Raw genomic sequence first — 24,372 nt, 5'->3', positions numbered from 1 at the left:
TTGGAGGTGAGATTTATTCCTATATACAAACATTCAGTTTTCATTGTCTCCACAGGTAGGACCGGCACTAAGTTCATAGGTAAAGTTCTTCCTTCTATGATCGATGATTGTTATTCTACTCATGAGCCCGCTGGAGTTTTTGTGACAGATAGGAACAAATGGAAGAAAGATATTAAAAAATATGGATTTTTAAGAATGACAATAGGTCAATTAACTCCAAAATATTCTATGTATAAACTTAGTAGCGACAGACGTGCGGGAAGGGTTAACGATGATAAGGCATTAAGGTATATAGAACAAATGCGAAAGTCCGTTCTTAAAGATGTTATCACTGAGCTTTATGTTGAATCGAATAACCATCTACATGGAGTTGTAGACTTACTTGAGAAAGTATTTCCAAACAGCAAAGTTGTATTTGTTATTAGAGATCCCCGAACATGGATCAGATCTGTAATGAGTACAAAGGCATCCCTGCTGTATAGTAAAATAGATTTTCCTTTTTTAAATATAAGCATGAAGGCAACTGATTTCAAAGATGATCCTTACGCACAAAAATGGAAAAATATGTCGAAATTTGAAAAACTCTGCTGGTATTATAACAAACTTAATTCTTTTATTCTCGAAAAAATGAGCAGCAAAGCAAATTTTAAAGTTTTTAGATATGAAGATCTCTTGATAAATCAGGATAGAGAAAAGTATTTCAAAGATTTTTTGGATTTTATTACCAATTTTGAAGACGGTTTTTCAAAGAATTATGAGTTCAAACCACAACTATTGAATAGAAAAATTAACTCCAGTTCCAAAAACTACGTTATCCCCCATTGGAAAGAGTGGAAAAATAAGGAAGCAGTTATTGTGGAAAAACATTGTGGACAATTGATGAAAAAGTTTAATTATGGTCAAGAATCAGAATGGCGCGAAAAGGTGGAGAAAGGATACAGGTTTGAAATTGCATGAAAATGTGAGAATAATTTTTAAGTTATTAAAGCTGAATATAGTAATCAAGCTACAACGTCGAAAAAACAGTTTCTGATGTTAATCTTTAAGACTCCCGGCGGTCATCCCTTTTACTATATATTTTTGGAAAATTAGGAACAAAACAACAGGAATTAAAGTCGACATCAAAATGGCAGCCATTAATTCGTTCCATCTAACTGAACTTCTACTAAAAAATTGGTACAAACCTTGAGTTAGTGGCATTAGCTTATCGTCTGTTATTAAAACTAAGGCTAATATAAATTGTTGACTCCAGCCAGTTATGAAAGAATAAATGAAAATAGAAACTATTGCTGGTGCAGTCATAGGGATGACTATTTTTGGAAGTATTTTAAATATTGAACAGCCATCGATTAATGCTGCTTCTTCTATTTCACTTGGTAAAGTTTGAATATATGAAGTCATTAGCCAAGTAGAAAGAGGTATAGTAAAAATCGAACCAGCTAAGATAACAGAAAAATAGGTGTTTACTAATCCTAGACTTTTCATTATAACGTATATGGGAACTAAGAGCATTATAGGGGCAAACATATTTGCATAAATAACAAACATTAAAATTGGTTTTCTAAATTTAAATTCCTTAAACCTCCCCAAAGCATAACCTGCAGGAATGGCAATAATTAAGGATATTAAGCTTACTCCGGCTCCATATACAAAACTATTTAGCAAATAGCGCGGGAGTCTGGGAACTAATTCAAAAGCTTTAGCAAAGTTCGAAAGCGTAAATTTATCTGGAAACAATGGACTAGGTACTTCCCAAGATAAATCTGAGGGTCTTAAACTTGTGATGACCATTTGATAAATAGGTAACAATAAAAAAATTATTAACAATATAGCAAAAAGCTGGACTAGAAAAGTTTTTATAATAGACTTCCAATTTTTTTTCAATTAAAATTCACCTCTTTCAAGTGTCTTAATATAAAATAAAGAAATTATTGTAACAAATCCTACTTGAAAAATTGTCATTGCAGAAGCTTTTCCAATTCCTCCAAATTTTTGGAAAAGAAAGGAAATATTATAAATAGCAACTGGTAGTGTTTCGGTAGCACTTAAAGGTCCTCCCTTAGTTAAAATCCAAATAATATCAAAAGAATTAAATGTCCATACTAACGAGAGGAGCGAAACTGTTAAGATGACAGGTTTTAGTAAAGGTAAAGTTATTTTAAAAAAAATTCTGAAATCTCCTGCTCCATCTATCTTAGCTGCCTCATAATAACTTTCGGGGATTGATTGTAAACCAGAAAGAATCATAATTATCATAAAAGGTAATCCTACCCATGCATCTACTACGAAAGTTGTTATAAAAGCTAGTGTCGGAGTAGACAAGAATGAAATGGGAGAATTAATAATATTTAGCCTTAATAAAATAGAATTTACTATACCAAATTGACTATTTAAAGTCCAAGCCCACATCATTGCAGCCATTGCCCAGGGGATTGCCCACGGAATAATGGCTAAACTTCGATAAACCTTTTTTCCATATAATCGATCACTGTTAAAAATCATAGCACCGAAAATTCCTAACACTAGCTTTAATAGAAGAGAACCTCCAACCCACAACAAACTTCTCAAGAAAGCTGATAAAAAATAAGAAATATTTGGATTGAAAAGTTTAAAATTAAAAAGCCATTTATAATTTTCTAACCCAACAAATGTTCTATTGTTAGGGTTTAAGAAATTTGCATCGTAAAAGGAGAGTTCAACTACTTTATATAATGGATAAATTATAAAAATCGCTGCTGCGATTATTAAAGGAAGCAAAAAGTATATTGGAGTACTTTTTTTCTTCGAAAGCATTAAACAAAATCACCTTTCTTTTCTTATTTTTATTTATAGGGCTCCTCTATATTAAGATGAAGAGCCCCCCAATAGCTATGGTGTTAAATCATTGTTGCAATATGGATATTATTCTGGCAGCATTATCTAATGCTTGCTTTGGTTCAGAAACATCTAATAAAACGCTATGGATTGCGTCTACTATAACTTGTTGAACAGCTTCCCAATCTTTTATTCCAACAGCTTCTGGGTAACCATATTGGATAACTTCAATATAAGGTTTCCAATACCATGTTTGAAACTCTGGCAATTCAGCTTCTCTTTTCATAGGAGGTACGAAGCCTAGAGTTAGGTCCCATTCTGCTTGTTTTTCCAGAGTGGTCATGTAATTTATAAATTTTGCGGCTAGTTCTTTATTTTTTGATTGAGCACTTATAGCCATTGAATCAGTAACTATTACTGTCGAGTAAGGAAGATCGGCATCTGGGCCACCGGGGAATTTGAGCAAGCCTACATCTACGCCTTTTTCCATTGCTGCTAAAGCATTGTGGACATGGTCTAAGTAAAAACCAACTTTTCCAGTTTCAAAAAGCTTAATTAAATCCTCACGCCTCCATTCAATAATAGCTGGTTGAGCATAAGAAGAAAGTTCCTTATAGAAATCTAAAGCACGAATGGCTTTAGAGTCATTTATAACAACATTACCTTCTTCGTCAAGAATTCTTCCACCATTTGCATAAAGATAATGTTGGAACTGAGTAACTGTAGAAATAAACTTTTGTCCAGCCATAGCAACGCCGTAAACACCGTTCTTGGGGTCATGAATTGTTTTGGCTGCGTGTAGCAATTCATCCCAATTTTTAGGTACTTCTAAATTATGTTTTTTAAAGAGATCTTTGTTATATATGAAAACTTTAGTAGACATAGCTCTTACTATTGCATAAATATGTTCGTTGTAACGTACAGTATCCCAAACAGTTTCCCAATACATATCGTATTTTTCCTGTGTAACTAAATCATCTATGGGTTCAATAGCACCCATTTCTGCAAGAGCTGGAATCCATCTGCTTCCAATATACATAACATCAGGCGCCGCGCCTACACCAACTGAGGTAACAATTTTATTCCATAATTCATCCCATCCTACATATTCCATTTCCACATTTACTCCTGGATTATCTCGTTCGAATTCCTTGGCAATGGCTTCTTGGTCTTCTATGGTATAACCTCCACCTATAGGGACTAGTACTCTTAGAGTTTCATCCGAAAAAGCAAATACAGCTAATAAGAGCATCATTGATAATACTACAAAAACTAACCCTTTTTTCATATTACCCCTCCTCAACAAAATATTTATTAACACAGTGTAACTAAAAGTCATAGTTATTCATATTAAAATGCTTTATTTGATTATATATAAATTAACAAGGAATGTCAAGTCGAAAAAAACGCAATTATTAGTGATTAGACACAATTATGGATGTTTAAATACAATTAAAAGCGAAATCCTCAGTTTTTCTTTTTTATAGGAGGAGAGAGATTAATTTTTTTTCTTATCACGCAATTTCAGAAATTTTTAAAACAATTTTAATTATTAGGTGTTGTATTAATTAAAAATATAAGTTATAATATTGTAGTGTAAATTATGCTTTATTTAATCATAAAAAACTAATTTATTTGCTTTTTTATGATTATATTGCTAAAAAATCTCTCGAAGGAGGAGTTAGATGTTCACTGTTGAAAAAGAAATAAAAGAACAGACAAAAAGTATTGAAAGTACATATATTGCGACAAAAAGGTTTGTTGAAGAAAGAGGATTACCAAGTTTCTTGTTCGAATCTGATATAGTCTATTTTATAGGTTGTGGAACTTCTTTCTACGTAGCCATTTTTTTGAGTAGATACTTCACTTTAAAAACTGGTATTGAATCAAAAGCTCTTCCAGGGGGAGAAATTCATGGTGCTTTTGAAGAAAATATTGGCAGACATTATTTAAAAAGAGCTGGAGTACTTATTTCTAGGTCCGGAGATTCCACGGACACTGTTTTAGCATGCAGAAAGTTCAAAGAAAATAATTTAAAAACTCTTGGGATTACACTGAATAAAGATAGTTCATTAAGCGAAGTTTCGGATGAAACCCTCATACTTCCAATTAATGAAGAAGGAATTGTCATGACTAAATCTTTTACCTCTATAATTCTCTCTTTTCAAATGTTAGTAGATATAAACCTTAATGAAGATATATCAAAATATGCAAAAGTTTTTGGTAAGATAGATGAAATAATAAAAGTTTTTGAGAACGAGATAACAAAAATTAATTTAATTAGATTTAAACATTTTGTTTTTTTAGGATTAGGGATGTATGAAGGACTGGCTCGAGAAGCTTCTCTCAAGCTAGAAGAAATGTCTTTAAGTTTTACAGAAGCTTTTTCATCTTACGAATACCGCCATGGACCAAAATCATTGGCAGATGATAAAACCTTGGTTTGCATTTTTGGAGAAGATGAAGAAAATAATCAAACGCTTGAAAAAGAGCTTCGTGACCTTGGTTCTACCGTTATAAATTTAGGAAAATTATTTAAAAAAACGAACATTCATTCTAAAAATGTTGCGTTCTTGCAGATTCTATTTGCTCAAATTTTAGGTTTGAGAATAGCTAAAAATAAGGATATAAATGTAGATAGACCCAGGAACTTAGATAAAGTAGTGAAATTTTAAGCTTTTACATATACAGTAGAATCAAAATTAATAAACACATATTTATAAATATATGTGTATTAATTAATCCGTTTTGGAGGAAAATGATGGAGAAATTGTACTTAGGAATTGATGGTGGAGGTACAAAAACATTAGCTGTTTTAGTAGATAATAAGGGGAATTTAATAGATTTCAAAAAAACAGGGCCCACAAATATAATGGAGTGTGGGAAAAAGAAATTTCTTAAAAATTTGAATGAAATCTCTGTAATTTTAAAGAAAATAGACAAGGATACTGTAAAATCATGTTTTGGTATGTCTGCTATTGGTGAGTATAGAGGATTAGAGTATAGATTAAAAAAATTAATACAAAGCCAACTTGGGATAATTCCCAACTTATTAGTTAACGATGTGGTGATTGCTTGGGCAGGAGGTTCTTTAGGAAGAGATGGTGTTCATGCCGTTTGTGGAACGGGAAGTATTATATATGGAAAACACAAAGAAAAAGACGTAAGAGTAGGAGGTTGGGGACCATTAATTGGAGATGAGGGGAGTGGTTTTTACATTGGTATAGAAACCTTGAGAGAAGTAACCAAGCAACTGGATGGGAGAGCTCCAAAAACCTTTCTAACAGAACTGATATTTAAAGAAATGAAGTTTGAGAGTAAGTATGATCTCTTAGAATGGATAAAAAATTTAGGTAAAAATTTTAGGCATGAAATTGCATCAATATCTTATTTAACTTCCAAAGCAAGTAGTGTAGGGGATAATTCTTCCAAGTTTATATTAGAAAAAGCAGCAAAAGAATTATCATTATCCGTGTTATCCGCGATAAGACTTTTAAAATTTGATCCTAACCCTGTTATTACCTACAGTGGAGGAATAATAGAAAACATTCCAGTATTTTATAAATATTTTTTTAATTACATTCGGCAGAAAATTCCCACAGCGGATATAAGAGCAGTTAAATTTTGGCCAGTCTTTGGAGCATTAATTTTATTAAAAGAAGAAGTGGATGCTAACTTTCTTCAAAATCTTAAAAATTCAGAAGAAACAATAAAAAAAGAATTAAAAAAGGGAGAATAAAAATGCTTTCAGATGAGAGAAGGAAACAAATATTTGATTATATTAAAAGAAAAGCGAGTGTAACTACTAAAGAATTAGAAAACCAATTCGAAGTCTCAGGAAGCACGATAAGAAGGGATTTAAATTATTTAGCTTCAAAAAAATTGATAATTAAAACTCATAAAGGGGCTATATTGAACGTTCCTCAAGCAGAAACTAGTTTCTACACTAATTATAATTATATGACCTTAGAAAAAAAAGAGATTGCTAAAAAAGCCATGAATTTTATTCGGGATGGTGATTTTATATCTTTAAGCGGAGGCACTACTTGTTACTTTTTGGCGAAAGAGATTGTTGCGTCCAATTTGGCAGAATTAACTATTTTAACAAACTCATTAAATGTTGCGTTGCTTATAATTGATTCAAATAAATATTTTCAAGTAATTGTTTCAGGAGGGATACCAAAAAAGGGCAGTTATGAATGTGTAGGACAAATAACGATATCAGCTATAAGAAATTTTAATATAGATAAATATTTTGTAGGTGTAAATGGCATATCAATATCGGGGGACATCTCTTTTACTTTCATGGATGAAGCAGCAATTGCTCAAGAAATAAACAAAAATGCAAAAGAAACATATGTTATTTCAGATCATTCAAAATTTGGTAAAAGTAATATGGTAAAGTTTGCGAAATTAGATGAGGTTACAGGAATAATTACTGATTCTCAAATACCTGAAGACGTAAAACGATTATATCTAGAAAAAGGTGCCAATATAATTTAAATTATAGGCTTAATAATTGATTATAATATTTTATAAAACCCAAATTATCAATAAAGTAATTAAAAGCAACGTCACAAAGCATAAAACCTTAGAAGTCTAAGGTTTTATGCTTTGTTATCACTTCCAAGAAACCTTATTTTTTCTTTAACGGTTTCAACTACTGCATTCGCAGCTGATTCTAGAAGTTTTATTTGATCCCTCAACTCTGGATTATCTTTTAAAATTTCACGGATTTTTTCCATATAAACAGTCTTTAATATAGTTCCTATATTCACTTTTGAAAATTTTGTTTTTGAAATTCTTATTAAATCTTCATTTTTAACACCACTTGATCCATGTAAAACAAGAGGGACATTCAAAATGTTCGATAACTTTTCAACAAGATCAAAACGGATATTAGCTTCTTGTTTTTGCATTGCATGAGCAGTTCCTACTGCCACGGCAAGTGCATCAACTTGAGTTGCATCAAAAAAACTTTCAGCTATTTCTGGATCCGTTAATATTTCTTTTGCGTCTTTGCCTTCTTCACTTTTACCGACTCTTCCGATTTCTGCCTCAACGTTTATTCCCAAAGCGCGTGCTACTTTTACCACCAATTTTGTATTCTTTATGTTTTCTTCGATATCAAGTAAAGAACCATCGTACATCACCGATGTGAACCCCTTAGTCATTGCTTGAAAAATTAAATTAATATCAGTAGCATGATCTAAATGAGCTACAACGGGTATAGATGTATTTTTAGCCAAAAATTTAACTATTTCTATGCTCAAGTCTAAACCCAAGTGTCTGATGCAACTACCTGATGCCATTAAAATTACAGGAGATTTGAGCAATTCAGCTCCTTTGACTATAGCTTTGGCATCTTCATAAGTATGAAAATTGAAGCCAGGAACAGCGTAACCTCCGTTGTATGCTGGGACTAAAACATCATTCAAATTAACTAGTGGCATTTTAACTCCTCCTCGTGTTATTTTTTGGGAAAATTTTATTCTAAGATATCTGTTATTCTATTTCTTTTTACTTTTTCATATAACTGAGAAATTCTCTCAAAAGAATCTAATAAAGGTTTTTTAATTTTTGGTATTGGTTCTACCTTAGTTATATTTAAGTTTTCTGAAACATTACTTAAGGTGACCATGTCATTACTTCCAATAACTGAGGCTATGGAAGCACCTAAAGCAGTAGTTTCAGGAGTACTAAAGATATATATATATTTTTCTAAAAGCGTTGCTTTGTAATTCATAAAAGTTTCATTTAACGTATTTCCACCTGAAGCAATATATATAGAGTCTGAAGATATAAATCTCTCTAGAGAATCATATATCATTTTACTCATTGCACAAAGGTAAATATAAGCACTTTGAACAATTTCAGGAGGATTTATGTTGAGAGAGGCATTTAAAATATTTAAACGAGACTTTTGTTCCCCAGCAATAAGGTCTCCTCCTCCAATGAAATAAATTTTTTCTTCTATTTTCCCCATTTTTTCTATTTCTTCGTTGATTTTTTTGAAATTAACAGAATTGGGAGTAATATTAATAAGTTTCATAATCCATTCTAAAAATTTTCCATAATATTTGATGGAATTTTCAAGATAATATTGGTTATCTTCAAAAGCAGCCCCTAAAATTCCAGTAGGTTCCATAAAAGGCTTTTCAAAGTGGAGTTCATTACTTTTTTCATACGCTAGAGCAGCTATAACAGAAGCTGATCCCATTGAATCATATACAATATTTTCTGTATTTAGAATCTTACTGATCCCATATAGACCTGTAAAATGGTCATGCCCCCCCAAGAATATAGGAATTCCTTCATTATTTTTGCCAATGTAGTTCGAAGTATAAGCTAATTGTCCTAATTGCACTTTTAAACCAACAACGTCTAAAAGTTCGTCTATCCATTTTCTTTGGTGTACATCAAAAAACAAAGTTCTACATGCTTGTGTAATGTCCCAAATGGCTTTACCTGTGTATTTATAAACAAAATATGAGGATAAAGGTAGCCAATAGTCAGGTTCTTCAAAATTTAGATGTTTTTTCATCCATAATATTTTATATATAGAATAGGTATAGCTTTTCTTTAAACCACTGATTTTGTATGGAGCATATTTAACAACTAACGGCTCAATTTCTTTCATTATATCAAGTGTACATTCCTCATACCACATGAGTGGTTCATGAAGGGAGAAGCCTCCTTTTACTGGTACAACACTTTCTCCAAAACTTGAAAATGACATTCCTTGAATTAAGTAAAAATTTTTTAAATCTTTTAAAACCTCGTCTATTAAATTTTCTAGTTGGAAAAGATTTACATATTCAACGTTATTGATAAATATTCTTGGAGTTTCAATTTTAATTAGATCTAATATTTTTCCATTTTTTCCTAAAATGAGAACTTTTGAATTCGTGGTTCCAATATCTATTCCAACGTAAACTTTTTCTTTCATAATACCACCTTTTTAATTTCTACATTTTTTAATTGGTCTTTGAAATCTTGCTTATTGAAAATCGCAGCTCCATAGTGTAAAGTATTGGCTATTCCACAAGCTGTAGCTATTTTAAGACATTCTTCTAGAGGAAATTTTTTTTCTTTTCCATAAAGATAACCTGCAAAAAAAGAATCTCCAGATCCCACTGAATAATCAGAGAATATCTTTTTAGGAGTTGCTTTAATAAGTGTTTCATCAAAGAAACCCCAACTTCCTTCTTTTCCATGGGTAATTATTAATTCTTTTATATGATTCTTTTTTCTAAATTCGTTTACTTTGGATGTTTCTTTAATATCGATATCAAAAGCAACTTTAAGTTCATCTGAATTAATTTTTAAAATATCTGGTGGTGAAGACTCAACAATTTCTTTCAACCATGTGCCGCCAATGTCAACATCTATTTCACAATTCTTTTTTTTTGCAAAATTTATTAGTTCCATTAAATGATAACTTTCGAATCTTTGAGGGGCGCTTCCAGATATTATAAGTTTATCATCCTCTTTCAGATTTTGCTGAAAAAAAGATATAAACTTGTTTATTTCAAGGTTTGTAATATGTGGACCGGGTTCGTTTATCATTATCATTCTTTTTTCATATTCAAAAACAACAGCTGTGTTAATTCTGTTTTCTTCTTCGATCCAGAAAAATTTTGATTTTATCCCTTCTTTTCGGCTACCTGATTCAATGATTTTGCCTACTTCACCACCCACTATATTTAAACAAAGATAGTCTTTGAATCCTAAAGTATTGAAAACTCTTCCTATATTTAAACCCTTTCCATCAACAAGTTTAACAACTTTATCACCCCTTAACACATTTGGAATAGGGGATTCTTTTTCTATTATCACCCAGTGATCATAGCATGGGTTTAAATTGAGTACACAAACACTAATAACTATCCTCTCCTTCTTCATATACGTAATTTAGAACATTTTCGGCAGTTTTTTGATCGGTAATCAAAACATCTACTAGTTTACCTCTTAATAGTCCTATAATACTCTCGACTTTATGCAAGCCTCCTGCTACCACAATCTTCAATTTAGCTTTTTTATATTGATTAATAGAAATATTGATTATATCTTCAATAAATTCTAAATCATATACGTTACCTTGAATATCAAAATAGTGAGTTAGTATATCCCCCACTATATTTAATTGTTCTAACTGGTTAATGTATTTCCCTTCTATAACATTTTGTCGGAAAAGCGGAGACCTAGATATAGAATATCCAACACTAGCAATAACTACATCCAGTTTTTCCCAAAAATTTACTATTTTCTTATACTCCGAACTGCTTGTAATGTTTTCTTTTATTCCTTTTTCTAAGATAAAAGGCAAATAAATTAAAGTAAATTTAGAATTCAAATTTTTAGCAAAGCTTTGGACTATGTAATTAATGTTAAATCTCTCATCAGAAATCTTAGAGATTCCTCCAGAAAGAGGAACAACGTTCCATTCATTTTTAAGAGAAAAGTCATATGTAAGTGCTAATTTGGTCATAGTATTACCCCATCCAATACCGACATTGTAAGGCTCATTAGGTATCTGAGAAGAAATGTATTCTCCCGCTACTTGGCACATTGAATATAATAGCCTTTCTGGATTACTGTAACTAGGAGCCAAAAGCAATTTATTTAATCCAAAGATATTATTAAATAGTTCTTGATATTTTTTTTGGTTTTCATTTGAGATTTCGGGAGGTGTAATTTCAATTTTAACAATACCTCTCTCTGACGCAAGTTTTAAGTATTTACTAACTTGTACTCGAGATACCCCTAATTCTTTTGCTATTTCTTTTTGAAGTTTTTTATTAATATAGTAATCCACAGCGACGTCAAATAATAATTTGTCATCAATCATTCTAATTTTACCCTCTCTTATATTATTTGTTATTATTCTTTAACTGCTCCGCTTGTCAATCCTTTTATAAAGTATCTTTGTAAGATTATAAAAATTATCAAAGGGGGAATAGTTGCTAACAACGATCCTGCAAACAAAGGTCCCCATCTTGTTTGATACTGTCCTACGAATAGAGAGAGGAAGGTAGGAATAGTTTGCTTACTTTTACTCAATAAAAAAGACATGGAATATAACAACTCACTCCAAGTAAATAAGAAAGTATAGGTACCAACTGATGCTATGCCAGGTAAAGTTAGAGGCAGAATAATTTTATAGAATGCTTGAAATATGCTACAACCATCTATCATAGCGGCTTCTTCTAACGATTCTGGTATATCAATAAAAAAACCTCTAAGAAAAATAATAGTAATCGGTGTTGTAAAAGCTATATAAGAAAGAATCAAACCTAAGTATGTATCTAATAATCCAATATTTTTCAAAAGGTTAAATATTGGCATCAAAAAAATAACCATTGGAAACATTTGAAATAATAAAACACTTGTTAAAAGGGAGTTTTTACCCCTAAAAGAAAATCTTGAAAAAGCATAAGCTGGTAAAACTGCTATTATTAATGACAAAATAGAAGTAGTAATAGAAACAATAAGACTATTTATGAAGTATTTTCCTATGTCCAACCTCATAATTTCCTTGAAATGTTCAAAAGTTACATCATGTGGGTAATAAGTTAAGGGGTAACTGTATATTTCGGGATATGTTTTAAAAGAAGTAACTATTAACCAGTAAAAAGGAAAAGCAATTATTATAGATATTATTATTAATAAAAAATAAGAAAGTATTTTATACATTTGTATTCTTTTGCTTCTTTTCAAGAGTTTTCCTCCTTTGTTAAAACTTTTATGTATAGAATAGAAATAAATAATATTATTAAAAATAAAATATTAGATAAAGCAGCAGATTTATTATATTCTAAAAATTTAAAGTTTATTCTATAAATATAAGTAACAAATGTTTCGGTTCCATAGCCAGGTCCTCCTCCCGTCATAGTATATATTAGTGGGAAATAATTTATAGTCCATATAGTGGTAAACATCAAAGTTGTAATTAAAATAGGCTTTAATTGCGGAATGGTTACGTGTGTAAATTTTTGAAATACATTGGCTCCATCAATTTCCGCCGCCTCATAGAGTTGCACGGGTATAGCTTGAAGGCCAGCTAAAAAGAATAAGCCAGATAAACTAAAGCCTTTCCATATATTTGCGATTATTACCGCTGCTAAAGCAGTTTTTGGTTGTCCTAACCATGAAATATAATCAGATATAAAACCAAATCTAAATAGAATATCATTTATGACTCCATACATATCGTTGAACATCCATTTCCATGTGACTCCAGCTACTATGTCTAATGTTGCCCAAGGTAAAATTAAAATTATACTTCTGAAAATCACTTCTCCTTTTTTTATCTGATTTAATAAAATTGCTACCAATAATCCTAAAGATAACTGTCCTATCACACTACATATTGTCCATATAACTGTATTTTTTAACATTATAAGAAATACGGGATCTTTGATAGCTTCAATATAGTTAGAAAAAGTAAAATTTCCTTCGTTATTAGTAAAACTGAGATATATATTTAAAGTTAATAAAAAAACTATTAATGATACTATAATTAAAACATAAGGAAGAACCATCTTATAAGCTGTTTTTTCATTTTTTGAGATTTTCAACATAAATTTTCAATCTCCTATACTTCTGTTTTTTTAGTTTTAAATAAGGAGGGGAGATTCCCCCCTTATTTATAAAAAAGCATGTTAATTACCCAAAATATTATTTACATTTATTTCTGCCTTTTTTATGGCGTCTTCTGCTGTGGAATTACCTAATAAAACATCTTGTACCATAATTTGAATTTGTTCTGAAACTTGAGGCCATTCTGGAATAGGTGGTCTAGGGATAGCATTAGGGAATGCTTCAAAAATAACTTGCCAATTTTCATTTTGTTGAAAATATGGGGCGTCTCTTGCAACATCTCTCCTTGTAGGCATTGGTCCATGATTTTGTTCTACCCAAAACATCCATGTCTCATAACTAGTCAAATATGAAGCTAATTCCCATGCACCTTCTTTATTTTTACTGGAACTGGGAATAACAAGAGCCCATCCACCTAATACAGATGCTTGAGTAACAGCATAAGGGTGGATACTTACTCCATATTCAATATCGGGATTCGCTGATTCAATTAACGGGAATGACCAAGGTCCTCCTACTGCCATCGCGACTCTGTTTTGAGCCATAAGATTCCTATAGTCATCTTCATGGTAAGAAAGAGGGTTAGGGCTTACATTATATTTCAACGCAAGGTCAGTATAGAATTTTAAAGCACGTAGTCCTTCTGGAGTATTAAAGGCAGCTTTAGAATAATCATCTGTAAGTAATTTTCCTCCTGCACTGTACAAAAATATCATATAACCTAAAGTAGTATGTTCAGTTTTAGTGCCGCTGACACCGTAACCATATACCCTCTTGGAAGGATCGGTTAATTTCATAGCGGTATACAAAAATTCTTCCCAAGTTTTAGGAGGATTCTCAGGGTCTAATCCAGCGTCTCTAAACATTTTTTTATTATACAACAATAGTCTCGCGTCTGTATACCAAGGTAGTCCGTATCTTTTACCTTCATAGGTTACCGTTGGCCATAGATTTTCCCATATTTCATTCGTACCATCCCAGGAATTCAATTTATCATCTAATGGTTCAAGCCATCCTTGAGATGCAAATGTTGGAACCCAACCACCCAAGTCAGCAAATGCTAAATCAGGCCCTACTCCTCCTTGAAGCGCGGTTACTAAATGGTCATAGTAAGTATCAAATCCGAACAATTGTACTTCTACTTTTATACCTGTGTTATCTTCGAATTTTGATATAACTTCGTTCCACGTTTCATCTAATTCTGCGACATGTCCTCCTATCCATACAGAAAGGGTTTGAGCATTAAAAGTAGAAGCACCTAGGATCCCGAGTATTATGAAACTTAATACCAAAAACCTTTTCATAAAGATATACCTCCTTCTCCTCATAATGTAGTTACATAAGTAACTTTCTTATGTAACTACTATTTATTGTATCAAAAAAATATCGGAAAGTAAAATCCGATTAAATGAATTTATAAGCAATTATTACCATTTAAAATTGATTAGAAAGCATTTACTCTTTATATCTCACATTTCTTAAAAATTTAAGGATAGTTTAAATGTTTACCATTCTAGAAAATAGGTTAAAAAATGGTTCCTAAAGTAACAGAGGAAGTATTAAGGAAAGTAAAGGAAGAAATTTTTATTAATTTTTTATATATTTCGTTATTAAATCACGGAAATTTTTGCTTTCTAATGCTTTTTTAGCCAATTGATCTGCCAATGTATTGTAAGGATCTCCTGAGTGTCCCCTTACCCAATGGAATTGTATTGTTAAAAATTTACTAAAATAATCATAGCAATTTTTATAAGCTATGGTTATTTTTTTATTCGTTTTCCATTCTCCAGTACACCATTTCTCTAATCCGATGTAATCATGATTTATTATTATCTTTTCGTAACCTTTTTCTTTGGCGTATTCCATTGCGTAGATTGATGCACTTATTTCTCCGGCAACATTTCTGCTAGAGGAGTATTCTGGGTTATTACCAGAAAAGAAGAGATGTTTTTCTTCATCATCTAGAAATACTATGCCGCTACCGTATATTTTTGTTTCTACGTCATAACTTCCATCGACATAGGCGATGAGAGTTTTATTCTCACTTGCTGTCTTTTTTGTAATTGTCGTATACCCCTTTTTTGAGATTTTCTGTTACTTTTTTCATTTCTATATCCTCTTGCTTTAACTCTTTGATTAATTCTTCAACTGTCCATTGAGAACTTGTAGGAGTAATGGAAGCAAAAATTATATTTTCAGGTAAGTTTTCCATATTTTTTATCGTTTTCATTATCCTAAGGATTTGTTCTTTGGACATACCGTTAATTATAATTGTCGGAATGTTTTTTATATCTTCATACATGGGAATAGCCTCCTAAGTTGTGTTAGCGCCACTTCACCCCGCTCCCCACCCATAAGGATAAAAAATCTTTATTCTTTTACCTGCTTTCCATCCATAAGGATAAAGAGTCTTTATCCTTTTATTCCAACTCTCTACCCATAAAGCTGAAGAAGTCTTCGCTCTTTTATCCTGTTCAATAAGAAAAGAGTAATCTTATATTGTCTATCGTTAGAAAAGATTTTAGAATATTTTCGTCAATTATTGTATCTTCTATTTCCTTTGTAGTACCTTTTTTAGATTGCACTTTATCTAATAATAAAAATATTTTACTTTTATACGCCTTCAATGAGAAATCTTCTATGTTTATTCCTTGGTCAACGTGCTTTGTTGTAGTCAACGTTTCTATTTTATCAAATATTTCTTTGTTGATTTCTTTCAAATCTTTAAGTTTTGTTTCTTCTTCCGTACAGAATTTCTTTTGAAGTTCGACGGGGAGAAATGAAAAGTCAATTAAATCTTTATCAAATTTGTTGTTTAAATCTTGTCTTAAGTGATTTTTGTTTTCTTCAGAGATAGGTATCTTGTTAATTTGTTCTTCGTATTTTTCTTTTACTTTGTTTATTTCTTTAGGAGAAAGACTAACCAAAAATCTATCGTAGTAACTTATTTCTTTTATATTTTTGAAATCTTCTATCACATCTAATTTTCTGGTTAAAAAGTTTTTTTCGTTGAATTTTGATTCTAAATATATCATTCCAAATCCTTCTAATACTGAAGAAGAAAAGAAAAGATCAGAAATATTCAGTATATATGGAAAAAGCGAAGGATCTTTTGCTGAAATAGCCCAAGCTCCTTTAACTTTTTCAGATTCAAAGGTTTCTTTTACAACTTTTTCGTATGGCCTTTCTTTATCAGAATTAGCTGGTAATGTGACAAGAAGATTACTCTTTCCATACAAACGATTTATAAGTACCGCTTCTAAGATATTCTTTCTTCTTATCGTCCTTGTAGGATACAAAATGTTTTTATTTGTGGGATCAAGGTTATATCCCAATTTCTTTAGTTTATTTATGACTTCATCTTTGTCAATGTCTTTTATTTTATCTTTATTTTTAGCAAATTCAACAGCGTTTGGAAGATAAAAAGTATTTTCTGAAGGTATACCACTTTTTATAAGCCTATTGTAATCGGATAGATTGATAGTTGCATACTGTATATTCTCTTTTATTGGGTATAGGGAAGAATTTATGAATTTTCTTATAAAAGAATAGTTTTCCCATCTTGCACATTCAGGAAAATCGTGAATTTGAATAATTGTGGGTACATTTTTTGTTGTGATAAATTCTTTAAAAGCTTGTGTGAATGCAGGATTTTTGCCTAAATTATAGTTATGTGCCCAGTATATAGCCCTTTCATCGTGATAATTGTTCAATTTGTTTTTTATAGATTCTTTGAGTTCGAGAAAAGTTTTATAATTGGTGCTGTCATAATATATGTATCCGAGCTCTGGGAAATCAATAAAATCAACATTTTTGTAAGATAAGACCTCTTCTATTCCATCTATCCCCATTTTTTTTGAACCAAAGAGAGTAATTTTGTATTCGTCTTTTAGAGATTTTACAATATTTCTAACAACGGTAGAAACTCCACCTTTTATGTAATGATAGTGGAAGATGTAAAGGTTGTTCATACTTTCTCCCCTTTTGAAAACTTTTCTTTATACTCTGGGATGGTGATGATAGGAGGTCTTTCAACACTTAGTATCTCCGTTGGAACTAATATCTTCTCATTTTCTTTTTTTTGAATCATTAGGTGTTTATCGTTCAATTCGGTGTTTAAATCTAATTTTCCATATTTTTCCAATCTTTTTAATACTACCTTTGTGAGTTCAAAAGCCATTTTACTCAGTGAGTGTAAAGGTTGGTTGTCGTGTATTCGAAGTTCAAGGTCCACTTGAGCTATTATCTCGGTGCCAAATTTTTCAGATATGTCAATGAGATGAGCAATTTCCACGCCGTAACCCACAAAAAACGGTAGTTTTTCTAAAATTTCCCTTCTTCCTGCATATTCACCACTTAACGGTTGAATTATCGTTGACAACTCCGGGTAAAACAAAGAAAATAAAGGCCTTGCAACCAATTCGGTAACCCTTCCTCCACCCGTTGGTTGCATTGCTGATTTTCCCACAATGGGTCTATCATAAAAGGCTTTGACGTAGCCTATTTCTGGATAATTCAACAAAGCACCAACTAAACCGTATACGAATTTTGGATGTATGTTCTCTATATCTGAATCCACCCATACGATTATATCACCATTAAGTGCGTATAAACTTTTCCATAGATTTTCTCCTTTTCCTTTGTAAAAACCGTATTCGGGTAAAATATCACTGGAGTAAAAAACTTTTGCACCGTACTCTTTTGCTATAGAAACTGTTTCATCCTCTGAGCCAGAGTCAATTACAGCAATTTCATCCAATAATGGATATTTTTCCATAAGTTCTGTTTTCATAATGATTATCTCTTTACCAATTGTTTTTTCTTCGTTTAAAGAAGGAAAGGCAAGGGATATTTTTACATCTTGTTTTTCTTTTATTTTAACAAGCTCTTTAATGTTTTCAAACTTTGAATGGTGAAAAGAACGTTTTAAAATATTGTCCTTCATCTTTTATCTTCCTTTCTGTTTAATCTTTTTCTTCTCCTATAATGTCCTGATCTATCTCTTCTTCAGCAAAGTTTTCTGTTGTTACATTATCAACTACCATCAAAATTTGATTCAGACCTTTCATTACACCATCTCTTTCAAAATATTCTGTGCCATCTAATATTTCACCTTTCCCTATACCTAGGGAAACTGCTGGAATACCTGATTTAATTATCAATGCTTCATCTTTGTCTAAAGCAACCAATTTGGTTTTGATGTTTAAATGACTGTGAACCTCTCTGATCTGTTCGATCAAAGGATGGTCATTTGGTATGAAAGTGGTCGGAATGTATGAAAGTAGATTCAATTTGATCTTTAAATTGTATCTTTCTGCCAATTCCGTGACGGTGGATCTTAAATTTTCACTTATAGTTTCTAAATCTTGGTCTCCTTCGCTCTTTATCTCCATTATCACTTCGGTGTTGTCCTCGAATCTGTCAAGTTTTAAGATGCTTACAGAGGTGCCTTCCATATCTGCATTTTCTTTCAGATTAGAAGTTATTCTGTACAATATCTCTAGGGTTGATGGAGCTTTAGAAGTTTTGTGTATTGAATCTCGAGAATAAAACTTTAATTTGTAGACATATTTTCCCAAAGAACGATGCCCAAGATCTCCCAAATTGATACCATTAACTTTAATGGCATAGTCCAAACTTTTGATATTTTCTTGTAAAAACTCTCCTAAACTCAAAAATTTGTTTTTTCTTGCCTGGTTTAGAAAAAGGAAAAATACGTTCTTTCTCAAGTCTACATTTTCTGAGTGCAAAAACTTTATCATAGTCAAGAGAGCTGCTACTTTAAGTGAAGACGAAACGATCTTTAAACCTTCTATTTTTCCTTTTAATACCCTGGCAAATCTTTCAACAAGTGGATCGTGTATCTCATCTATAGTTGTGAAAACAAGTGCCGTAGGAGATGTATCGTCGTTAACAAACGAGACATATACATTCCCTTCATCATCTTCCTTAATATTTGGTGAGTTCATTTCTCTCAATCTGTTTATTATAAAGTTTTTTTGCTCGTCGAAGTTTTTTAAAGGAAGTTGATTGTAAAGTATCGTATTAGATAACAGTTCATCTTCATATTTTTCCAGTTTCCATAAAGCATTTTCTAATCTAAGCATTTAGATTCCTCCTTTCTGCCTTTTTAACAAGTAACAAAAACAAGGACCTTTCGAAAAAGGTTTGATAATTAGTTTTGTTTAATTCATCAGTATTAGAAATATAGGTGAATATAGTATGGGCGGCAAAGATATGAATAGTAGTTTAAATAAGAAGAAAACATTTGTTAGTCTTTCTATTAAACATTATAACATATTTTATAGGAATTTGTCAAAACCTGCCAAAAAAGGTAAGAATATAATTTATCAAAACGACAATTATCAAAGAAGGAAGGAAATTTCCTACTTTTATATCTTTTATCTCCAAAAGTCTTATTCCAATAGCAATTATCATCGCCCCACCCACGGCTGTAAAATCATTCAAATAATAAGGATTTGAAAGGAAAGAAAGCATTCCAGCCAAACTAACTATCGAACCTTGAATCAAAAATACACTCACAGCAGAGAATGTAACCCCCACGCCATAAACCGAGGCTAAGACCATAGAAGAAATTCCATCCAGAACAGATTTTAAGAAAATAACAGAGTTATCTCCTGAAAGACCGGCATTTAGACATCCAATTATCGTCATAGGGCCTATAACAAAAAGAACGGTGGCGGTAATAAATCCCCTTACAAAAGGTGTTTCTCCCTGTGATCTTTCAACGATGTTTGCCAATTTTCCTAGACCGTTTTCAATTCTCAATAACTCTCCAATTACTCCTCCCAGTGCCAAAGATACCAAAACCACGATCAAATTGCTTGCATCTAACCCCATCCCTATTCCGATCAAAAAAGTAGTCAGACCAACACTTTGAAATAAAATAAGTCTCAAATTATCTGGCAATTTATTCCCAATAAATGTTCCCAATGTACCCCCAATTAAAACGGCTAAAGTGTTTACAATGACAGCGATGTTAAACACTACTAATTCCCCTCCCTTTTTGCGGCATTGAATCCATTAAAAGTTTTTTAATAATTATACCAAACAAACAATCATATGGTTAATTACAAAAAACTTACAAAAATCAAAAATAAAGAGATTTTTAGATTTACCACTGAATAATGGGGAAATTTTAGACAATTTCTCAATTAATAATTATTAAATTAAAAAGGACTGTCAAACAGTCCCTATATTTTTATGAAAAAATAAGTATTCTTAACTTTAACCTTTGCAGCAGGAAATTTTTCTTCTGCTATCTTAGGGTGGTTTAGGATTTCATCTATTACTTTCTCTTTCCCTTTGTATGAACTTAGAAAAAGGATATTTCTTGCGTTGTTCAGCAATTTGTACGTGGCGGTAATTCTCGGTACTTTTGGTGTTCCAGATGGTGGTGTGGCAGTGAATAACTTTGTATTTTCTTTTAAAGTGTCACTTGAAGGGAACAAAGATGCTGTGTGGCCATCTTCTCCTATTCCGAGTAATATAAGATCGAAAACGGGATTTTGTTCTCCAAAAAAATCGATTATTTCTTTTTCGTATTCTTGTGATGCTTTTTCTATAGGTAGTTCTGTTTTTATCCTATGTACATTATTTGTAGGAATATTAATCTTGCTTATTAGAAAATCGTATGCCCATTTGAAATTACTTTCTTCACTTTTTTGATCGACGTATCTTTCGTCTCCCCAAAAAATGTGGACTTTCTCCCAATTTATTTTATTTTTGTACTCTGATGCCAATTTTTCATAAACGGGAAGTGGTGTTCTTCCGCCTGAGAGCATTAAGGTGAATAATTTATTTTCTTCTATGCTTTTTTTATACAGTTTATAAATTAGGTTTGCGGCTTCTTTGTGGAATTTTTGGGGATCTTCAAAAAACTTTGCTTGCATATAAATCCTCACTTTCAAAGTCTAAGTTTCGCCAACTTCTATTATCTTTTGCTAATAACTCAAAAGATTCTTTTGGTCCCCAGGTACCAGCTTTGTATAATCTCAGCCCATTATGTTTTTCTTCTTCCCATTTTTCTAAAACAGGGGTGAAGATTTTCCAAGAAATTTCCATAGCGTCACTTCTTACAAAAAGTGTTTGATCACCCAACATGGCGTCCAAAAGAAGCCTTTCATATGCATCAGGACCTTTGAATTTGAAGAATTCGTCATAATTGAAATCCATTGTTAATGTATTTAAACAAAGCTTGGAACCGGGTTGTTTGGCTTGGATCTTCAGTGAAAACCCTTCGTCTGGTTGTATATTTAGAATGAGAGCATTTTTTTCTAAGGTTATATCATTTTTAGCAAATATTGAATGGGGAACGTCTTTAAAGATTATGACGATTTCTGTAACTTTTCTTTTCAACCTTTTTCCTGCCCTTAAATAGAAAGGTACCCCACTCCATCTCCAATTATCGATTAAAAATTTAGCCGCTACAAATGTTTCTACAAAGGAGTTTGGATTAACATTCTTTTCTTCTGTATAAGCGGAAACTTCTTTACCATTTATCATTCCATCAATGTATTGACCTCTTACAAAGTATTCGTCTATCTTGTCTTTTTCAAAAGGCCTTATAGTCTTCAATAGTTTCGTTTTTTCGTCTCTAACGCTTGTATCTTCAAGGGATGCTGGTGGTTCCATAGCTACCAGAGTCAAAAGCTGCATCATATGGTTTTGAAACATGTCTCTTAATAAGCCAGCTTGTTCAAAATAACCCGCCCTGTGTTCAACACCTAATGTTTCAGCTACGGTTATCTGAACGTTATCTATGTATTTATAATTCCAAATAGGTTCAAAGACAATGTTTGCAAATCTAAGCATCATTATATTTTGAACGGTCTCTTTACCAAGATAATGGTCAATTCTGTATATTTGGGTTTCATTTAGATACTTATGAAGCTCTTCGTCTAATTCTTTTGATGTGTTAAAATTACTGCCAAAGGGTTTTTCTATAATTATTCTTGAATAAGAATTTTCGCTTTCTTTGGTCAAATTAAATTTTCCCAAACGTTTAATTATTTCTAAATAGACATTTGGTGGTGTTGAAAGATAAAAAAGATGATTTTCTTGGGTGTTGAAGAGTTTATCCAAATAATTTAATTTATTTTTTAATTCCAAATAAAGGGTATCATCATCGTAAAAACCTGAAGTATAAAAAACTTTTTCAACAAACCTTGAAATTATATAGCTATCCTCGTTTTCTTGCAATAATCTATTTTTGATTTCTTGGCGGTATTCCTCATCAGTGAATTTAGATCTTGCTATTCCCAGTAAGAAAAATTCATTAGGCAATAGGTTCTTTTTGAACAACGTATATATAGAAGGGATCAATTTTCTAAAAGTCAAATCCCCGGAGGCTCCAAATATAATTAAAGAAGAAGCTCCAGGTTTTATTTCTTCACAAATATTTTTTCTTGAAAGATGTTTTGTTATTTGTTCCATGTACTAATTTCCACCTCTTTGTATAGCATATTTTATTGTCCTTAAAAACACTAAAAACTACTTTAATTAGTTAAATCTAGTCTGCTTTAGCGCCCCTTCGCCCCGCTCCCCACCCATAAGGAATGGGGGGAGTTTTGTACTTTCACTCCGCGGCAAGCTGCTAAATGTTTTTATTCCTCTTTTTCTGAAAGAACAGCTAACAGTATTATGACTCCTTTAACTAAATCTTGATAAAATGGGGAAATATTCATCAAATTCATTCCGTTGTTAATTGTTCCTAGAAGAAGGGCACCAAACAACGTTCCTAACACTCCACCTTTTCCTCCAGCTAAACTTGCTCCACCCAAAACGACTGTTGCTATTGCGTCAAGTTCATACCCTTGCCCAAATGTGGCTTGAGCACTGTTCAATCTTGCTGTCAAGATTATAGCGCTGATCGCACTAAAAAGTCCACTCAACATATAAACAATGGTTTTATATCTATCCACGTTTACTCCACTGAGTTTTGTGGCTTCTTCATTTCCTCCAATTGAGTATATATACAATCCCAACTTTGTCTTTTTTAGTATGTAAAGGGAAAGAAAAAATATACCTAACATGATCAAAATGGGCACAGGTATCCCAAATATATCCCCTCTACCCAAAAATCTAAAACTATCAGGAAAAATCGAGATTGGGATGCCTTCAGTGTATGCTAAGGTTAAACTCCTTCCTATAGCCATTGTAGCCAAAGTTACAATGAAAGGCTGGATCTTGCCTTTCGAGATGACAATTCCAATAAATGCCCCTATCGCTGCACCAATTAATAATCCTACGATTATTCCTAGTAGAACTCTCCCATCTTTGACTATGGAAGCCATAACAACTGCGCTAAGCGCAAAAGTTGAACCAACAGAGAGATCTATTCCCCCAGAAATTATTACAAGTGTCATTCCGAAACCGATTATAGCCATTATTGAAACTTGTCTAATAACATTAACTATATTATAGAGATTAAAGAAACTGTCTGTAAAAATTGAAAGTACCACAAACAAAATGATAAAACCAACGAGGGCGGGATTTTTTCTCATAAAATTTAAGAGAGTTTTAAACAAGCTCAACCAACCCCATTCCAGCTTTTAGTATATTTTCTGGTGTCATTTCTTCCTTTTCCAATAAAGCCGTTTTTCTACCTCTATGCATTATCAGAACTCTGTCACATAACCCCAAAATTTCCGGAATCTCTGAAGTCACTAAAATCACTCCTATTCCTCTATTAGCTAAATCGTTTATAAGCTTATAAACTTCTATTTTAGCTCCAACGTCTATTCCTCGAGTAGGTTCTACAAGGATAGCAATTTTTGGTTGTTTTAACAAAAATTTTGCTAATACAACCTTCTGTTGATTTCCGCCAGACAAGTTTTTCACCTTCTGTTTGTCAGACGATACTTTTATATTATATTTTTTGATCTGATTTTTAGTTTCTTCTGTAGCTTTTTTCCAATCAATATTGAAAATAGG

General features: G+C 31.9%; 24 protein-coding genes. 4 read left to right on the top strand and 20 right to left on the bottom strand.

Annotated features, from left to right (window positions below; translation table 11 throughout):
* Positions 1-6 precede the first annotated feature (6 nt).
* Positions 7-957, top strand: a complete 951-nt coding sequence (locus AA81_RS07910; protein WP_169999690.1) for a sulfotransferase — start codon at positions 7-9, stop codon at positions 955-957.
* A 78-nt stretch (positions 958-1,035) separates the two neighbouring features.
* Here AA81_RS07910 and AA81_RS07905 read toward each other — a convergent pair whose 3' ends face one another.
* From AA81_RS07905 to AA81_RS07895, 3 genes are all read right to left on the bottom strand, one after another.
* Positions 1,036-1,884 (bottom strand): carbohydrate ABC transporter permease, encoded by an 849-nt coding sequence (locus tag AA81_RS07905; protein WP_103077679.1) that lies wholly within the window; start codon positions 1,882-1,884, stop codon positions 1,036-1,038.
* Entirely contained in the window at positions 1,885-2,793 is a 909-nt protein-coding gene (locus AA81_RS07900) for a carbohydrate ABC transporter permease (protein WP_103077678.1), read from the bottom strand.
* Between the two features lie 88 nt (positions 2,794-2,881).
* A complete protein-coding gene (locus AA81_RS07895) occupies positions 2,882-4,102 on the bottom strand; it encodes an ABC transporter substrate-binding protein (RefSeq protein ID WP_169999688.1) in 1,221 nt (406 codons plus the stop codon).
* Between the two features lie 397 nt (positions 4,103-4,499).
* On the opposite strand from AA81_RS07895, the gene AA81_RS07890 reads away from it, so the two are divergent.
* From AA81_RS07890 to AA81_RS07880, 3 genes are all read left to right on the top strand, one after another.
* Complete coding sequence (locus AA81_RS07890) at positions 4,500-5,489, top strand: SIS domain-containing protein (protein ID WP_103898727.1); 990 nt, start codon at positions 4,500-4,502, stop codon at positions 5,487-5,489.
* Between the two features lie 86 nt (positions 5,490-5,575).
* Positions 5,576-6,553, top strand: a complete 978-nt coding sequence (locus AA81_RS07885; protein WP_169999686.1) for a BadF/BadG/BcrA/BcrD ATPase family protein — start codon at positions 5,576-5,578, stop codon at positions 6,551-6,553.
* Between the two features lie 2 nt (positions 6,554-6,555).
* Entirely contained in the window at positions 6,556-7,317 is a 762-nt protein-coding gene (locus tag AA81_RS07880) for a DeoR/GlpR family DNA-binding transcription regulator (protein WP_103077674.1), read from the top strand.
* 104 nt (positions 7,318-7,421) lie between these two features.
* On the opposite strand, the gene AA81_RS07875 is transcribed toward AA81_RS07880, so the two are convergent.
* The 17 genes from AA81_RS07875 to AA81_RS07795 form a co-directional block, all read right to left on the bottom strand.
* Positions 7,422-8,267, bottom strand: coding sequence for a class II fructose-bisphosphate aldolase (locus AA81_RS07875; protein WP_103898725.1), 846 nt, complete (start codon positions 8,265-8,267; stop codon positions 7,422-7,424).
* 35 nt (positions 8,268-8,302) lie between these two features.
* Positions 8,303-9,763 (bottom strand): FGGY-family carbohydrate kinase, encoded by a 1,461-nt coding sequence (locus AA81_RS07870; protein WP_103077672.1) that lies wholly within the window; start codon positions 9,761-9,763, stop codon positions 8,303-8,305.
* On the bottom strand, positions 9,760-10,719 hold the full coding sequence (locus tag AA81_RS07865) for a 1-phosphofructokinase family hexose kinase (RefSeq protein WP_103898724.1): 960 nt from the start codon (positions 10,717-10,719) through the stop codon (positions 9,760-9,762). The genes AA81_RS07870 and AA81_RS07865 overlap by 4 nt, the downstream gene beginning before the upstream one ends.
* A complete protein-coding gene (locus AA81_RS07860) occupies positions 10,694-11,665 on the bottom strand; it encodes a sugar-binding transcriptional regulator (RefSeq protein ID WP_103898723.1) in 972 nt (323 codons plus the stop codon). The genes AA81_RS07865 and AA81_RS07860 overlap by 26 nt, the downstream gene beginning before the upstream one ends.
* Positions 11,666-11,697: 32 nt before the next feature.
* Entirely contained in the window at positions 11,698-12,534 is an 837-nt protein-coding gene (locus AA81_RS07855) for a carbohydrate ABC transporter permease (protein ID WP_103077669.1), read from the bottom strand.
* Positions 12,531-13,397 (bottom strand): carbohydrate ABC transporter permease, encoded by an 867-nt coding sequence (locus tag AA81_RS07850; protein ID WP_103077668.1) that lies wholly within the window; start codon positions 13,395-13,397, stop codon positions 12,531-12,533. Before AA81_RS07850 ends, AA81_RS07855 begins: the two co-directional genes overlap by 4 nt.
* A gap of 81 nt (positions 13,398-13,478) precedes the next feature.
* A complete protein-coding gene (locus AA81_RS07845; protein WP_103077667.1) occupies positions 13,479-14,720 on the bottom strand; it encodes an ABC transporter substrate-binding protein in 1,242 nt (413 codons plus the stop codon).
* 283 nt (positions 14,721-15,003) lie between these two features.
* Positions 15,004-15,444 (bottom strand): RNase H family protein, encoded by a 441-nt coding sequence (locus AA81_RS07840; protein WP_281256296.1) that lies wholly within the window; start codon positions 15,442-15,444, stop codon positions 15,004-15,006.
* 13 nt (positions 15,445-15,457) lie between these two features.
* Positions 15,458-15,718, bottom strand: coding sequence for a DUF3783 domain-containing protein (locus tag AA81_RS07835; RefSeq protein WP_103077665.1), 261 nt, complete (start codon positions 15,716-15,718; stop codon positions 15,458-15,460).
* A 172-nt stretch (positions 15,719-15,890) separates the two neighbouring features.
* Positions 15,891-17,387 (bottom strand): glycosyltransferase family protein, encoded by a 1,497-nt coding sequence (locus tag AA81_RS07830; RefSeq protein ID WP_103898721.1) that lies wholly within the window; start codon positions 17,385-17,387, stop codon positions 15,891-15,893.
* The gene (locus AA81_RS07825; protein WP_103078739.1) at positions 17,384-18,361 is read right to left on the bottom strand and encodes a glucosyl-3-phosphoglycerate synthase; all 978 of its coding nucleotides are present in this window, start codon (positions 18,359-18,361) and stop codon (positions 17,384-17,386) included. Before AA81_RS07825 ends, AA81_RS07830 begins: the two co-directional genes overlap by 4 nt.
* 19 nt (positions 18,362-18,380) lie before the next feature.
* Positions 18,381-19,523, bottom strand: a complete 1,143-nt coding sequence (locus AA81_RS07820) for a zinc-binding metallopeptidase family protein (protein ID WP_103898720.1) — start codon at positions 19,521-19,523, stop codon at positions 18,381-18,383.
* Positions 19,524-19,731: 208 nt separating this feature from the next.
* Positions 19,732-20,424, bottom strand: coding sequence for a DUF554 domain-containing protein (locus AA81_RS07815; RefSeq protein WP_103078737.1), 693 nt, complete (start codon positions 20,422-20,424; stop codon positions 19,732-19,734).
* A gap of 206 nt (positions 20,425-20,630) precedes the next feature.
* Positions 20,631-21,329 (bottom strand): 6-phosphogluconolactonase, encoded by a 699-nt coding sequence (gene pgl / locus AA81_RS07810; protein WP_103898719.1) that lies wholly within the window; start codon positions 21,327-21,329, stop codon positions 20,631-20,633.
* Complete coding sequence (zwf, locus tag AA81_RS07805) at positions 21,310-22,872, bottom strand: glucose-6-phosphate dehydrogenase (protein ID WP_103079379.1); 1,563 nt, start codon at positions 22,870-22,872, stop codon at positions 21,310-21,312. Before zwf ends, pgl begins: the two co-directional genes overlap by 20 nt.
* A 170-nt stretch (positions 22,873-23,042) precedes the next feature.
* A complete protein-coding gene (locus tag AA81_RS07800) occupies positions 23,043-23,942 on the bottom strand; it encodes an ABC transporter permease (protein WP_103898732.1) in 900 nt (299 codons plus the stop codon).
* A 16-nt stretch (positions 23,943-23,958) separates the two neighbouring features.
* Positions 23,959-24,372 (bottom strand): ATP-binding cassette domain-containing protein (locus tag AA81_RS07795; protein WP_146050364.1); only part of this gene is annotated, 414 nt, incomplete at its 5' end.

It is taken from the genome of Petrotoga halophila DSM 16923 (genome assembly GCF_002924615.1).
Note: the sequence above shows the minus strand (reverse complement) of the source record. Positions and strands in the feature narration are given on the sequence as shown.

What these genes read in the sequence shown, in the direction of transcription:
- AA81_RS07850 (WP_103077668.1), bottom strand. Translation starts at nt 13,397, where the DNA reads ATGTTGAAAATCTCAAAAAATGAAAAAACAGCTTATAAGATGGTTCTT.
- AA81_RS07830 (WP_103898721.1), bottom strand. Translation starts at nt 17,387, where the DNA reads ATGAACAACCTTTACATCTTCCACTATCATTACATAAAAGGTGGAGTT.
- AA81_RS07880 (WP_103077674.1), top strand. Translation starts at nt 6,556, where the DNA reads ATGCTTTCAGATGAGAGAAGGAAACAAATATTTGATTATATTAAAAGA.
- AA81_RS07885 (WP_169999686.1), top strand. Translation starts at nt 5,576, where the DNA reads ATGGAGAAATTGTACTTAGGAATTGATGGTGGAGGTACAAAAACATTA.
- AA81_RS07895 (WP_169999688.1), bottom strand. Translation starts at nt 4,102, where the DNA reads ATGAAAAAAGGGTTAGTTTTTGTAGTATTATCAATGATGCTCTTATTA.
- zwf (WP_103079379.1), bottom strand. Translation starts at nt 22,872, where the DNA reads ATGGAACAAATAACAAAACATCTTTCAAGAAAAAATATTTGTGAAGAA.
- AA81_RS07845 (WP_103077667.1), bottom strand. Translation starts at nt 14,720, where the DNA reads ATGAAAAGGTTTTTGGTATTAAGTTTCATAATACTCGGGATCCTAGGT.
- AA81_RS07890 (WP_103898727.1), top strand. Translation starts at nt 4,500, where the DNA reads ATGTTCACTGTTGAAAAAGAAATAAAAGAACAGACAAAAAGTATTGAA.
- AA81_RS07835 (WP_103077665.1), bottom strand. Translation starts at nt 15,718, where the DNA reads ATGTATGAAGATATAAAAAACATTCCGACAATTATAATTAACGGTATG.
- AA81_RS07865 (WP_103898724.1), bottom strand. Translation starts at nt 10,719, where the DNA reads ATGAAGAAGGAGAGGATAGTTATTAGTGTTTGTGTACTCAATTTAAAC.
- AA81_RS07875 (WP_103898725.1), bottom strand. Translation starts at nt 8,267, where the DNA reads ATGCCACTAGTTAATTTGAATGATGTTTTAGTCCCAGCATACAACGGA.
- AA81_RS07860 (WP_103898723.1), bottom strand. Translation starts at nt 11,665, where the DNA reads ATGATTGATGACAAATTATTATTTGACGTCGCTGTGGATTACTATATT.
- AA81_RS07820 (WP_103898720.1), bottom strand. Translation starts at nt 19,523, where the DNA reads ATGCTTAGATTAGAAAATGCTTTATGGAAACTGGAAAAATATGAAGAT.
- AA81_RS07870 (WP_103077672.1), bottom strand. Translation starts at nt 9,763, where the DNA reads ATGAAAGAAAAAGTTTACGTTGGAATAGATATTGGAACCACGAATTCA.
- pgl (WP_103898719.1), bottom strand. Translation starts at nt 21,329, where the DNA reads ATGCAAGCAAAGTTTTTTGAAGATCCCCAAAAATTCCACAAAGAAGCC.
- AA81_RS07900 (WP_103077678.1), bottom strand. Translation starts at nt 2,793, where the DNA reads ATGCTTTCGAAGAAAAAAAGTACTCCAATATACTTTTTGCTTCCTTTA.
- AA81_RS07800 (WP_103898732.1), bottom strand. Translation starts at nt 23,942, where the DNA reads ATGAGAAAAAATCCCGCCCTCGTTGGTTTTATCATTTTGTTTGTGGTA.
- AA81_RS07825 (WP_103078739.1), bottom strand. Translation starts at nt 18,361, where the DNA reads ATGAAGGACAATATTTTAAAACGTTCTTTTCACCATTCAAAGTTTGAA.